Consider the following 13,265-nt stretch of genomic DNA (forward strand, 5'->3'; position numbering starts at 1 on the left):
TAATGATAGGGGCTATATATTTCCTCTCTACCCAAACACTTGCTTTAGTATTTGCTATCATCGTTATGATGAGTGCTTGGGAGTGGAGCGGGTTAATTAGGATTTGTAAAACAAAAAACCGGTATCTATATATTTCACTTATCTTATGCTCTCTTTTTATAAGCTGGATTACACCGCTGCAGTGGATATTATTAGTTAGTAATATTTGGTGGAGTTTTTGTTTACTTCTATTTATAAAACCTTTTCAAGAGAAAAGTATTTCTTTTCCCATATCTAAGGTATGGGGGTTTATTATTGGGTTATTAATACTTATTCCTGCTTGGCGAGCCATAATATATCTTCACTCCTTACCCACCATCGGTCCAAGTATAGTATTATTTCTTTTTATGCTTATATGGCTAGCCGATAGTGGAGCATATATAGCAGGCAGAAGATTTGGACATACTAAATTAGCGCCAATGCTTAGTCCTGGAAAAACATGGGAAGGAGTCTATGGGGCACTAGTAATATGTAGTTTATATTTAGTGATAAGTACTCAGTTTTTTGATTTTTCTGGGAAAAAATGGTGGTTTTTTCTAGTACTTGGATTAACTACAGTACTGTTTTCTATCGTAGGCGATCTATTAGAGAGTCTCTTTAAACGAATAGGTGCAGTTAAAGATAGCAGTAATCTATTACCTGGTCATGGAGGTATTCTAGATAGGATTGATAGCTTAACCTCAGCGGCACCTATATTTACTTTTGGCTTTTTATTATTGGAGCGGTTAAATGATTGGAGTTAGCATCCTAGGATCAACAGGATCTATTGGTATAAGTACACTTGACGTACTTGCTCGCTATCCTGATCGCTATCGAATTGAGGCACTCTCTGCTAATAATTCTGTTGAAAAGCTTTATCAGCAGTGTCTAAAATTCCGCCCTACAAAAGCAGTTATGGCAAACCCTGATGCAGCTGAGCAATTGCATCGACAATTGACCAAAATAGCTCCAGAAATAGAAGTAGAAGCGGGTAGTCATAAATTAGAAGAAATTGCATCCTCATCTAGAACTCATTATGTTATGGCTGCTATTGTAGGTGCTGCGGGATTATTACCTACTTTAGCTGCAGCTCGGGCTGGAAAGAGGGTATTACTTGCAAATAAAGAATCTCTTGTAATGAGTGGCCAACTCTTTATAAGTGCCATTGAAGAAAATGGTGCTGAATTAATTCCTATTGACAGCGAGCATAATGCTATTTGGCAGTGTATGCCTCAAGGGAATGGTTCTATGAAGCAAAAAGGGATTCGCCGTATCCTGCTTACTGCATCTGGAGGCCCATTTAGAAACAAAAAACTCTCAGATTTAGAGACTGTCACTCCAGATGAGGCTTGTGCTCATCCTAATTGGGATATGGGGCGTAAAATTTCAGTAGACTCAGCATCTATGATGAATAAAGGATTAGAAATTATTGAAGCCCACTGGTTATTTGGTGCTACTGCTGAACAAATTGAAGTGGTTATTCATCCTGAAAGTGTGATTCACTCTATGGTAGATTATATTGATGGATCTGTTTTAGCCCAACTAGGCAATCCAGATATGAGAACCCCTATTGCTAATGGGCTAGCTTGGCCAAATCGTATGGCATCAGGAGTAATGCCTTTGGACCTATTTAAAATAGGTCAACTTACTTTTTATCCCCCAGATTTTAAGCAGTTTCCTTGCCTAGATCTTGCTTATACAGCCCTTAAAAAGGGGGGAACTTGTAGCACAATTTTAAACGCAGCCAATGAAGTTGCAGTACAAGCATTTCTCGAGCATCGTATTCCATTTACCTATATTCCTCGCTTAATCGAATGGGCATTAGGGGAAATAACCTCTACAACAGCTGAATCAATTGATACTATTTTAAAAGGTGATACATTAACGCGTCAGGCAGTTGAAGAACAAATTTATCGGTGGAAATAAATGCTAATTAGTATTGTTGCCTTCATCATTGCAATTGGAGTGCTGGTTACTGTTCATGAATATGGGCATTTTTGGATTGCTCGGCGTTCAGGAGTTAAAGTCATTCGATTTTCTATAGGGTTTGGCTATCCACTATGGCGGCGATACGGATCAGATGGAACTGAATATGTACTAGGTGCAATACCATTGGGTGGCTATGTCAAAATGCTTGATGAGCGTGAAGGAGAAGTACAGCAAAAGGAACTTTCTCGTGCCTTTAATCGTCAAAGCTTAAGTATAAGAAATGGGATTATAGTTGCTGGTCCTGTAGCTAATATACTATTTGCAATAGTAGCTTATTGGTTCGTTTTTATTTTAGGTACTTCGGGTATAAAACCGATTATTGGACATATCTCTACTAATACGCCTGCTGAAAAAGCTGGAATTCAGATGAATGAGGAAATAATTGCTATAGGAAAAAAGTTAACCCCTACTTGGGATATAGTAGCCCATGCACTACTTATTGCCTCTCAGCATAGATCTGAAATTCCTATTACTCTTTCTGGATTAAATGGAGTACATGAATTAAATCTGCCACTTAATCAAATTTCATCAGATCCAGAAAAAGCTGAGAATATACTTAATGAATTAGGGATAATCCCTAAAATTCCATCTATCCCACCTATTATTGGAAAAGTATTCCCTGATGAACCTGCAGCTAAAGCAGGGTTTCAGCCTGAAGATTATATTCTGCAAGCCAATGGAGATCCTATTCACTCTTGGAGTGAGTGGGTTCAATTTATACGTAATCACCCTAATACTATTTTTAATGTTGAGATTGATCGTAAGGGAGAGCACATAGTACTAGGTTTAGAACCTAAATCTGTAGAAGAACAAGGAGAGGTTATAGGCCATATTGGTGTGGCACCTAAACCATTGGGTAAATTACCAGAAGAGCTACAGGCAACTTTAAAATATAATCCTTTAGAAGCGATACCTCAATCACTAGAAAAAACTTGGGAAATTGGGGCTATGACTGCAATGATGTTTGGCAAAATGCTTCTGGGAAAAACATCTACTAAATCTATTAGTGGCCCTATTACTATTGCAAGGTATGCTGGATATAGTGTTCAAATTGGATTTACCTCGTTTTTAAACTTTCTTGCTTTAGTAAGTATCAGTCTTGCCGTGTTAAATTTATTGCCCATACCTGTATTAGATGGGGGGCATTTATTCTATAACTGTATAGAGTTTATCCGTGGTGGAGTACCACTATCGGAGAGTGCACAAATCACAGGACAACAGATAGGCATAATATTTCTAGTTGTTTTAATGGGATTAGCTTTTTATAACGATGTAGCACGGTTATTTTCTTAGTTATTAATTATTAAAATAACTAATAACCAGAATCATTATCACTATTCTTCTAACTATCTCCTTCTAAGGAAATCTCTATAAAATAATAGTTTGTTATATCCCCAAAAAGATAATCCTGTATGGGTGTTACATTAAAAATAAATGGGATAAATTTTGAAGTTTATAAAAGCACAAATTCAGATTGCTATTATAAGCTTAATTTTTGCTACTGCTGTATTTGCAGAGTTCCAGCCATTTACTATTAAAGATATTCGGGTTGAAGGATTACGACAAATTTCAGCAGGCACTGTCTTTAACTATCTTCCCGCTAAAGCAGGAGATACTGTAGATAGCCAAAAAGTAAAAAATATTATTCATGAGCTTTTTAAAACTAGGTTTTTTAAAGATATTCAAGTTGAACGTGAAGGTAGCATTCTAGTAATTATTGTTACTGAACGTCCTGGAATTGCAAGTATTAAATTTACAGGAAATAAAGAGATTAAAGGAGATCAACTAACTAAAGCTCTTCAACAAATAGGATTTGCTGAAGGGCAGGTTTTTGATCGCTCTATTTTAGAGAAAGTAGAATTAGAACTTCAGCGACAATACTTTAGTCGAGGAAAATATGGAGTAAAAATTAAAACTACTGTAACTCCACTGACTCGTAATCGAGTAGGCATTACTATCGATGTTAAAGAAGGGGCTATAGCTAAAATTGGTGGTATTAATATTGTGGGCAATCACGCTTTTAAGGAAAAAACATTACTTAGAACCTTAGAACTTAAGAAATCAAATAAACTCTCTTTTCTTACCCATAATGATCAATACTCTCGCCAAAAACTTGCTGCTGATCTAGAAACTATTCGATCCTATTATTTGGATCGGGGTTATGTTAACTTCACTATTAATTCCACTCAAGTTTCCATTACGCCTGATAAAAAAAGGGTATTTATCGTAGTTAATGTTACAGAAGGAAATCAGTATCAAATCGGTGAGGTAAAATTAGCAGGGAAATTTATATTTCCTCCTGAAGAATTATTTAAAATCTTAACTGTAGCTTCAGGAGATATTTTTTCTCGTAAAGCAGTGTCAGAAAGTACTACTAATATTACAGATTTATTAGGAGATGAAGGATATGCGTTTGCGAATGTAAATGCAATGCCAGAAATTGATGAAGAGAAAAAAATAGTAACACTCACTTTCTTTATTGATCCCGGTAAGCGAGCTTATGTGCGTAGAGTGAATATTTCAGGAAACACTAAAACCCGTGATGAGGTAGTACGTCGTGAGATACGGCAACAAGAGGGAGGGTGGATTTCCACAGAACTTATACATCGCTCTAAAGAGCGCGTTCAACGTTTAGGTTATTTTAAAGATGTAAATGTAGAGACAGTCCCGGTACCAGGAACAACAGATCAAGTAGATGTAAATTTTAGTGTAGAGGAACATCCTTCTGGATCTCTTTCAGCAGGTATAGGCTATTCCCAGTCTCAAGGATTAATTTTTAATACGAGTATTGCTCAGCAAAACTTCTTAGGTAGTGGTAAATATGTCAACTTAGGGTTTAATAATAGTTATATAAATACTATTTATAGCTTTGGCTACACTAATCCTTATTTTACTGAAGATGGTATTAGTCGGGGATTCAATGCTTACTATCGCTCTACTAACCCATTATTTGGCAATATAGCTAGCTATACTAGTAAAAACTATGGAGCAGATCTAACTTTTACGATTCCTATTAATGAATTAGATAGTATTAATTTAGGTGCAGGTTATCAAAATGTAAAGCTTAGTCTCACTGATACATCCCCTACTCAATATGAGCAATTTGTTCAAAGTGAAGGTAGTCGTTTTGATATTTTTAGTGTGAATTTTGGTTGGGCTCATGATGGAAGAGATAATGCTATTTTCCCTACTCGAGGAGGGTATCAAAACGTTTTTGGTAAGGTTGCAGTACCTATTGGTAGTTTACATTTTTATGAATTTGGCTATAAACAGAGTTGGTATCAACCTTTATCTAAAACTAAACCAATTACTTTAATGCTTAGAGCAGATATTGCATATGGAGGTGTTTATGGAGGGACTCATATATATCCATTTTTTGAAAATTTTTACGCAGGTGGTATTAATAGTGTGCGTGGATTTAGACCTAATACACTTGGTCCTAAAACAAGTGATGGGCTTGCTTTAGGAGGAAATTTTCAACTTATTGGAAACGCTGAGGTATTTTTCCCAGTGCCATTTCTTGATGAGAATAAACTTGGTAAATCTTTGCGAATGAGTGTATTTGCTGATACAGGCAATGTATATGCACAAGGACAGGCTGTAAACCTAAGCACATTACGCTACTCTGCAGGAGTTGCTGCAACGTGGCTCTCTCCTTTTGGTACACTAAGATTCAGCCTTGCTAAAGCGCTGCGTACTCAACCTGGGGATTTTCCTCAAGTATTTCAATTTTCTATGGGAACTCAATTCTAAAATGCCCTATCATACTTTTTCTAACTCTATTAAAGTATAATGATCTCATTTTTTCTGTTAACTTTTTACTAGAATAGTATGGAGTGTGTTCATGATAAAATCTAAGCTATTTAACATGAGGATACTTATAAGTATTTTCCTCATGGCAAGTAGCATTTCAGTTTCTGCTGAAATGAAAATAGGTGCGGTTAATGCAGTTAAATTATTAGATGAAGCACCACAAAAAGAAGCTGCTTTAGGCAGATTAAAAAAGGAATTTGAAGCACGCAATAGACAGCTTGTTGCTCAACAGCGAGAAACTCAAAAGCTAGAGGAAAAATATAATCGGGATGCTGCTATTATGAGCGAATCTGATAGAGAAAAGCTCAAACGAGAAGTAATGGATAAAACTCGAGATCTTAAGCGTAGCCAAGATACTTTTGAAGAGGATTACAATATTCGTCGTAATGAGGAATTCAGAAAGCTACAGGAAGATATTGCAAAAGCCGTCGTAGATCTGGCTAAAAAAAATAAATACGATCTTGTACTTTATGAAGGTGTAATTTATACCAGCCCTGCAGTAGATATTACTGATGATGTACTAAAGCTTATGAAAGCACAATTTAAGAAATAATAGCTTTTCAATTGCTAGAGTACTTGCCAAATAGAAATATTATTAAGCTCGATTTACATTTTACGTCGCTGCATAGACACTATTTATTACTAAATAAGTAGTTTATTGAGACTTACGAGATCTAATTTAAAAACTACTCATTTTCGATCTTTTTAGACTCTATTTTATTCTAGTACTGAACTATAAGGGTTTTATCATTGGATACATTAAATATACAGGACATACTTAGACACCTACCTCATAGATATCCTTTTCTTCTTATAGATAAGGTCATAGAGTATGTTCCAGGGCGATCTTTACTTGCTATTAAAAACGTTACTTACAATGAACCCTACTTTCAAGGTCACTTTCCCGATTTACCTATTATGCCAGGAGTATTAATCTTGGAAGCACTGGCCCAAGCTACTGGGATACTCGCTTTTAAAACTACAGAAACACTGCCTACGAGTAATGCCATTTATTACCTTGCAGGTATAGATAATGCTCGATTTAAACATCCTGTAGTGCCAGGGGATCAAATATTATTAAAAGTAGTTTTAACTAGAAATATTCGCCGCTTATGGAAATTCGAAGGTGAGGTGACTGTAGATGGAAAATTAGTAGCATCAGCAGATGTTATGTGTTCCTATAAGGAAATTTCTTAGTGATCGATCCAAAGGCAGTTATTGATCCTAGTGCTAAACTACACGAAACTGTAACGATTGGTCCATATTCAGTGATTGGAGAGAAGGTACGGATCGGTGCTAAAACTTGGATTGGACCTCATGTGGTTATTCAAGGTCCTACCTCTATTGGGGAAGGAAACAAGATATATCAATTTTCATCTATCGGAGATATACCGCAAGACAAAAAATATCATGGTGAAGAGACGCTACTGGAAATTGGAAATGGTAATATAATCAGAGAATATACTACCATTAATCGAGGTACTGTACAGGGTGGCGGAGTAACACGTATTGGAAATAATAACTGGATTATGGCTTATACGCACATCGCCCATGATTGCCTTATTGGAAACTATACTACCTTTGCTAATAATGCTTCATTAGCTGGACATGTAATTGTGGAGGACTATGCAACCCTAGGAGGATATGCTCTTGTCTCTCAGTTTTGCAGTATTGGAACTTATAGCTTTTGTTCCATCGCAAGTGTTGTGCATAAAGATGTACCTCCCTATGTATTAGTTGCCGGTCATATGGCAAAACCAGTAGGAATTAATCTTATTGGATTAAGACGTGCTGCATTCCAAGAAGATACAATAAGGAATTTACGTAACGCTTATAGGCTGCTTTATCGTCAAGGACTTCGTTTTGAAGATTCTATTCAAGAAATAAAACAACTTGCAGAACAAAGTCTAGAGGTACAAATTTTCTTAGATTTTCTGATAAAACCCTATCGCAGCATTATTCGTTAAGAATTGAAGGATATAGATATGGATTCAAATATTAGCCTATCAGATCAAGAAAACAGCGAAGTAATAAAAAAATGGTGGCGAGAGAATTACCGCATTATATTAATTGGTATTCTAGTAAGCTCAATTACTTTTTTAGCTGCACGTAGCTGGATTATACATAGATATAGTAGATCTATTGAAGCTTCAACCCTCTATCAATTAGTCGTTAATACAGTAGCAGCTCCGCAAAATGATGCTGAAATTTATAATAGTGCACGACGAATTAAAGAAAGTTATAGTGATACTCCTTATGGGTTATTTAGTGCACTTATCCTGGCTAAGGAAGATGAGAAACAAGGAGATTTAAAAACTGCACTCTCTCATTTAGAATGGGCGTTAAAACACACTAAAGAAAAGGATTCTGAATTTAGAGAAATTATTTATCTACGAATTGCTAGATTACTGCTAGCAGATAACCAATTGGATAATGCATTAAATGCCCTAGAAAATATCAACTCGAAAAATCTTACAGCTAGTTATGCTGAAGAAATTCGTGGTGATATTTATTTAAAACTAGGAAAAATTAAAGAAGCTAAAGAAGCTTATCAAGAGGGATTACAAAATCTAAAGCTAGAAACACAACACCAGCAGATAATTAAACTAAAGTTAAAAGATATAGAACAATCTTAAAGAAGGTAGTATCTATAATTTTTCATTCTGAAGTGAAAGCGCATTATTACTTGCTATAAGTTTATAGTATTTAGCCCTTAAATTGAACTTTATTCTCGCCTATTTGATTTTAGAATCTCTATATATAAACTATTCCCAAAAAAAGCTACTCGCTCTTAGCTTACTTTTCCTAGGCTTTATGACTGGTTGCTCTGCAATTCGTCAATATCTCCCGGAAAAGGATTACAGCGATCCTCCTATGGAGTTAGAAGAATTTACTCCTAAAATAAAAACCAAAATACTTTGGTCTACAAGAATCGGTAAAGGAACTAAAAATCATTACTTGCGTCTTTCTCCCTTTATTATAGATGATCAAATTATTGCAGTAGATTACAGTGGTCAAGTCAGTGCTTTTGATGGTATTTCTGGAAAACGCCAATGGGAAACTAAATTAAATTTACCTCTTACTGCTGCAGGAGGGGGTGAACACCTAATTATAGTAGGTACAGAAAACGCTGAAGTAGTTGCATTAGATGCTGAAAAGGGTAATACCCTTTGGAAGACGGCAGTGTCTAGTGAAATACTTTCAGCTCCGAGCATTAAGGAAGGAATAGTAGTAGTCAGAGCAGTAGATGGGCAAATTTACGGGCTTAATGCGGAAGATGGATCACGTTTATGGGTTTACCAATATAGTATACCCTCTTTAACCCTTCGAGGAACAGCAGTACCTGTTATCGATAATGATAAAGTTATTATTGGTTTACCTGGTGGAAAGCTGATCGCACTTTCTTTAGATGATGGTCAGCTATTATGGGAGAGAGGTATTGTGATTCCTCGAGGTAGAACTGAGCTTGACCGTCTCGCCGATATTAATGCTACTCCAGTATTATATGCGGGTTATGCGTATACTGTTACTTATAATGGAAAAATAGCAGCAGTATGGCTGACTAATGGGGATGTTTTATGGGCACGAGAAATGTCTTCCTATGCAGGTATTAATATAGATGGTAGCAATCTATATGTGACAGATATAGACAACTATGTTTGGGCTCTAGATAGTCGTACTGGTGCCTCCCTTTGGCGGCAGTCCAAACTATTAAGGAGGAGGCTAACTGCTCCCATCAGCTATGATGGCTACGTGGTTGTAGGGGATTATGAAGGCTATCTTCATTGGATGTCAAAAGACGATGGTCACTTCATTACTCGATTACGAGTAAAAAAGGCAGGAATTATTAATGCTCCTTTAGTTGTAGAGAATAGAATTTATGTGACTAATGAAAAAGGAATTTTAAGTGCAGTACAAATCATAGAAGATTAACTCTTATTTATCTACTTAATATGACAACAACAATTGCTTTAGTAGGTCGTCCTAATGTAGGGAAATCTACTTTATTTAATTATTTAACTCGAAGTCGTGATGCTTTAGTAGTAGATCAACCTGGTGTGACTCGAGACAGGAAATATGGTATCGCACGCTATAAAACCCAATCATTTTTAATCATTGATACTGGAGGAGTAACAGATCAGATCTCTGGGATCTCAGAATTAATGAACAAGCAAGTAAAGCTTGCTATTACAGAAGCAAACATTATATTGTTCATCGTCGATGGTAGTGAGGGATTATCGTCATTGGATGAAATGATTGCAGATCAGCTTCGTTATAGCCAAAAACTCATTAAGTTAGTTGTTAATAAAGTAGAAAGGAAAAATCAGCAACCTATAGTAACTGATTTTTACCAGTTGGGATTGGGAGATCCTGTAATAATTTCAGCTAGGCAAAGATTAGGTATTGATGTATTGATAGATTCTCTTCCCATCGATCAGGAGGAAGAGGAAAATGAATCTATCCCTACCAAAGGAATACAGTTTGCTATTTTGGGTCGGCCTAATGTAGGGAAATCTACCTTAGTAAATCGCTTGTTAGGTGAAGAACGTATGATTACTTTTGATGAACCCGGTACGACAAGAGATAGTATTGCCGTTTCTTTTATTAGAAATAATCAACGCTATACTTTAATAGATACGGCAGGGATTCGTCGTCGCTCAAAAATATTTGATGTCCTTGAAAAATTCAGTGTTGTAAAAGCAATAGAAACTATAAAAATAGCTCAAGTAGCTATTTTAGTAATAGATGCTTGTGATAGTCTAGTAGAGCAAGATCTCCATCTAGCAGGGCTAATTCTTGAAAGTGGTAAAGCAGTAATCATTGCTGTAAATAAGTGGGATAAAGCTTCAGACTATCAACAACAGAGACTAAAAGCTAATTTAAATAGGCGATTACCTTTTCTTGATTTTGCTAGAGTTCATTTTATTTCCGCACTTCATGGTAAAGGAGTAGATCAGCTTTTTCCTTCTATCGATGAATCTTATCAAGCTGCAAGCTGCCACCTGTCTACTGGTGCACTTAATCAAGCTCTAGCAGCTGCTACAGCAGCTCATCCTTTGCCTTTAATTAGAGGGCGGCAAATTAAATTACGCTACGCTCATCAGGGAGGAGAAAACCCTCCTAAAATAATCATTCATGGTAATCAAACTGAATCGATGCCAGATCACTATAAGCGCTACTTAATAAGGTATTTTCGAGATCAGTTTTCTCTAGTAGGAACACCTATCAAACTAGAATTTAAAACTACACAAAATCCCTATAAAGATCGAGTAAATATACTGACTCAACATCAGTTAAAAAAACGCAAACGGATAATTAAAGATAGAAAATCTAATTACTAGATGGGGCTTAATCTATCAATTTTTGCATAGGCAGAATGATTGTGGATAGATTCAATATTTTCCACCTCTACCGTATAAGCAGAAATCTTCTCATGTAAATTAAATTGAGCGGCAATATCTCGCACAATATCTTCTACAAATTTAGGATTATTATAAGCTCGTTCAGTAATATACTTTTCATCTGACCGTTTTAATAAACTATAGATTTCACAAGAAGCTTCTTGTTCAACTATCTCAACAATATCTTCAATCCAAAACGGTTCTTTTATCTGTACTTGTACTGTCACGTAAGATCGCTGATTATGAGCACCATAGTCTGAAATTTCTTTCGAACAAGGACAAAGGCTAGTTATTGGTATCACTACTTTAACTATAGTACGCTCTTGATCTGGGTAGGACTCCCCAATAAGAGAAACCTGATAGTCTAATAAGCTTTGTTGTGTAGAAATAGGCGATTGTTTATTGATAAAGTAGGGGAATTCCATTTCTATATAACCAGAATCGGCTTGAAGATGTTTTTTCATCTCCTGAGGCATATTCTGAAAAGAATTAAGGGTAATTGGATCCTGATATTGATTAAGCACCGTTACAAAACGAGACATATGTGCTCCCTTTAAGTGTTGAGCTAACCCCACATACATATTCACTTGAGCAACTGTATGCTGTATTTCACCACTACGGTTTTTAACTTGTAAAGGATAGCGAATGTCTTTAATGCCCACTTGATGGATAGTAATATTTCTTTTATCTAACTCAGAGTGGATGTCCTTAACAATAGATTGATTTTTATTCATGATCCTTATTTTTAAGGCTCTTCAGTATAGCGAACACAAGCCCGATCAGTTTCCCACAACGTGATACTGCTCACCCATATATGTTCACTATTGATCTGTGTTCCTAGTCGATGATAAAAAAATGCAGCTATGTTTTCTGCAGTTGGATTAATTTCATTAAAGGGAGGAATTTCATTGAGATACTGATGATCTAATTCAGCACATAAGGTGCGTGCGTAATGCTTAATTTCTTTAAAATCAATTGCAATTCCTAAGGAATTAAGCATTTTAGCAGTCACTTCTATCTCTAATTTCCAATTATGACCATGCATTCTCTGGCATGCTCCAGGGTAGCCTCTTAAGGTATGAGCGGAGGAAAAATCAGTAATAACTTTAAGAATATAAGTTGCTGCCATTAATAAATGCTATACAGCATGATTAGTAGTTACGGGTAACAATAAAACGAGCAAGCCACTCTAAGTACTCAGTAGTGCCATCAATAGATTTTAGAATTTCCGTTGCCTCATGGAGCAATATCTGTGCTTTTTGTTTTGCTTGATCAAGCCCAAGTAATGCAGGATAAGTGGGTTTATCCTTGACCATATCTGATCCTTGAGGTTTCCCTAATGTATCTGTATCACTTTCCACATCTAATACATCATCTTGAATTTGAAAAGCAAGTCCAATGCGGAGTGCAAATTGATCCAATTTCTCTAAAGTAGATGTATCAATTTTAGGATAACACCATGCACCTAGCAATACACTTGCACGAATTAGAGCACCGGTTTTTAAAGTATGAATAGTCTCTAATTCTGAAAGAGTAAGTTGTTTACCTACCGATTCTAGATCAACGGCTTGCCCTCCTGCCATGCCTAGCGATCCTGAAGCAATGGAAAGCAATTCGATCATTCGAATCTGATGATCTGAGGGTACTGCCAAGCTTGGATTGGCTAAGACTTGAAAAGCAAGTGTTTGTAGAGAATCTCCTACTAACAAAGCAGTAGCTTCGTCAAACATTTTATGGCATGTAGGCCGACCGCGGCGAAGATCATCATTGTCCATGCTAGGTAAATCATCATGAACTAAAGAATAGGTATGAATTAGCTCTACTGCACAAGCAGGAGTATCTAAAATTTCATCAGGTGCTCCAAAGATAGCTCCTGCACTATAGACTAGTAAAGGGCGAATTTTTTTCCCTTTCCCTAGAACCGCATAGCGTATAGCTTCATGAAGTCGATTTGGTAAAATTTCAATTGAAGGTAAAATTTGATCTAGAGCTTGAGCAGATCGTTCTTGGAATACCCCCATTTTTTCTTTAATATGTTGCATA

Annotated in this window: 13 protein-coding genes; 10 read left to right on the forward strand and 3 right to left on the reverse strand. The window is 36.2% G+C overall.

Annotated elements, in window-relative coordinates; genetic code table 11:
* Positions 1 to 2 precede the first annotated feature (2 nt).
* From NSCAC_RS02010 to der, 10 genes are all read left to right on the forward strand, one after another.
* The gene (locus tag NSCAC_RS02010) at positions 3 to 782 is read left to right on the forward strand and encodes a phosphatidate cytidylyltransferase (RefSeq protein ID WP_232085960.1); all 780 of its coding nucleotides are present in this window, start codon (positions 3 to 5) and stop codon (positions 780 to 782) included.
* Positions 769 to 1,944: a 1-deoxy-D-xylulose-5-phosphate reductoisomerase gene (gene ispC / locus NSCAC_RS02015; protein WP_197744764.1), complete on the forward strand. Its 1,176-nt coding sequence runs from the start codon at positions 769 to 771 to the stop codon at positions 1,942 to 1,944. Before NSCAC_RS02010 ends, ispC begins: the two co-directional genes overlap by 14 nt.
* Positions 1,945 to 3,300, forward strand: coding sequence for an RIP metalloprotease RseP (gene rseP, locus NSCAC_RS02020; RefSeq protein ID WP_197744765.1), 1,356 nt, complete (start codon positions 1,945 to 1,947; stop codon positions 3,298 to 3,300).
* Positions 3,301 to 3,453: 153 nt separating this feature from the next.
* Complete coding sequence (gene bamA, locus NSCAC_RS02025) at positions 3,454 to 5,760, forward strand: outer membrane protein assembly factor BamA (RefSeq protein WP_232085961.1); 2,307 nt, start codon at positions 3,454 to 3,456, stop codon at positions 5,758 to 5,760.
* Positions 5,761 to 5,902: 142 nt separating this feature from the next.
* Entirely contained in the window at positions 5,903 to 6,373 is a 471-nt protein-coding gene (locus tag NSCAC_RS02030; protein ID WP_232085962.1) for an OmpH/Skp family outer membrane protein, read from the forward strand.
* Between the two features lie 197 nt (positions 6,374 to 6,570).
* Positions 6,571 to 7,017, forward strand: coding sequence for a 3-hydroxyacyl-ACP dehydratase FabZ (gene fabZ, locus NSCAC_RS02035; RefSeq protein ID WP_197744767.1), 447 nt, complete (start codon positions 6,571 to 6,573; stop codon positions 7,015 to 7,017).
* Positions 7,017 to 7,787 (forward strand): acyl-ACP--UDP-N-acetylglucosamine O-acyltransferase, encoded by a 771-nt coding sequence (lpxA, locus tag NSCAC_RS02040; RefSeq protein WP_197744768.1) that lies wholly within the window; start codon positions 7,017 to 7,019, stop codon positions 7,785 to 7,787. The genes fabZ and lpxA overlap by 1 nt, the downstream gene beginning before the upstream one ends.
* An 18-nt stretch (positions 7,788 to 7,805) precedes the next feature.
* Positions 7,806 to 8,456 carry a YfgM family protein gene (locus NSCAC_RS02045; protein WP_197744769.1) on the forward strand — a complete coding sequence of 217 codons (651 nt, stop codon included), beginning with the start codon at positions 7,806 to 7,808 and terminating at the stop codon, positions 8,454 to 8,456.
* Between the two features lie 103 nt (positions 8,457 to 8,559).
* Complete coding sequence (bamB, locus tag NSCAC_RS02050; RefSeq protein WP_456298411.1) at positions 8,560 to 9,753, forward strand: outer membrane protein assembly factor BamB; 1,194 nt, start codon at positions 8,560 to 8,562, stop codon at positions 9,751 to 9,753.
* A gap of 20 nt (positions 9,754 to 9,773) precedes the next feature.
* Positions 9,774 to 11,162, forward strand: a complete 1,389-nt coding sequence (der, locus tag NSCAC_RS02055) for a ribosome biogenesis GTPase Der (protein WP_197744771.1) — start codon at positions 9,774 to 9,776, stop codon at positions 11,160 to 11,162.
* On the opposite strand, the gene folE2 is transcribed toward der, so the two are convergent.
* The 3 genes from folE2 to NSCAC_RS02070 are packed head-to-tail and all read right to left on the reverse strand — an operon-like array spanning position 11,159 to position 13,264.
* The gene (gene folE2, locus NSCAC_RS02060) at positions 11,159 to 11,956 is read right to left on the reverse strand and encodes a GTP cyclohydrolase FolE2 (RefSeq protein ID WP_197744772.1); all 798 of its coding nucleotides are present in this window, start codon (positions 11,954 to 11,956) and stop codon (positions 11,159 to 11,161) included. The genes der and folE2 overlap by 4 nt on opposite strands.
* A gap of 11 nt (positions 11,957 to 11,967) precedes the next feature.
* A complete protein-coding gene (gene queD, locus NSCAC_RS02065) occupies positions 11,968 to 12,351 on the reverse strand; it encodes a 6-carboxytetrahydropterin synthase QueD (protein WP_197744773.1) in 384 nt (127 codons plus the stop codon).
* A gap of 22 nt (positions 12,352 to 12,373) precedes the next feature.
* On the reverse strand, positions 12,374 to 13,264 hold the full coding sequence (locus tag NSCAC_RS02070) for a polyprenyl synthetase family protein (protein ID WP_197744774.1): 891 nt from the start codon (positions 13,262 to 13,264) through the stop codon (positions 12,374 to 12,376).
* Position 13,265 lies beyond the last annotated feature (1 nt).

The sequence above is a fragment of the Candidatus Nitrosacidococcus tergens genome (genome assembly GCF_902810445.1).
Classification (GTDB): domain Bacteria; phylum Pseudomonadota; class Gammaproteobacteria; order Nitrosococcales; family Nitrosococcaceae; genus Nitrosacidococcus; species Nitrosacidococcus tergens.

Bases quoted from the DNA above. Each gene is read 5' to 3' on its own strand.
- NSCAC_RS02010 (WP_232085960.1), top strand. From the start codon at position 3: ATGATAGGGGCTATATATTTCCTCTCTACCCAAACACTTGCTTTAGTA.
- ispC (WP_197744764.1), top strand. From the start codon at position 769: ATGATTGGAGTTAGCATCCTAGGATCAACAGGATCTATTGGTATAAGT.
- rseP (WP_197744765.1), top strand. From the start codon at position 1,945: ATGCTAATTAGTATTGTTGCCTTCATCATTGCAATTGGAGTGCTGGTT.
- NSCAC_RS02030 (WP_232085962.1), top strand. From the start codon at position 5,903: ATGGCAAGTAGCATTTCAGTTTCTGCTGAAATGAAAATAGGTGCGGTT.
- NSCAC_RS02045 (WP_197744769.1), top strand. From the start codon at position 7,806: ATGGATTCAAATATTAGCCTATCAGATCAAGAAAACAGCGAAGTAATA.
- der (WP_197744771.1), top strand. From the start codon at position 9,774: ATGACAACAACAATTGCTTTAGTAGGTCGTCCTAATGTAGGGAAATCT.
- folE2 (WP_197744772.1), bottom strand. From the start codon at position 11,956: ATGAATAAAAATCAATCTATTGTTAAGGACATCCACTCTGAGTTAGAT.
- queD (WP_197744773.1), bottom strand. From the start codon at position 12,351: ATGGCAGCAACTTATATTCTTAAAGTTATTACTGATTTTTCCTCCGCT.
- NSCAC_RS02070 (WP_197744774.1), bottom strand. From the start codon at position 13,264: ATGCAACATATTAAAGAAAAAATGGGGGTATTCCAAGAACGATCTGCT.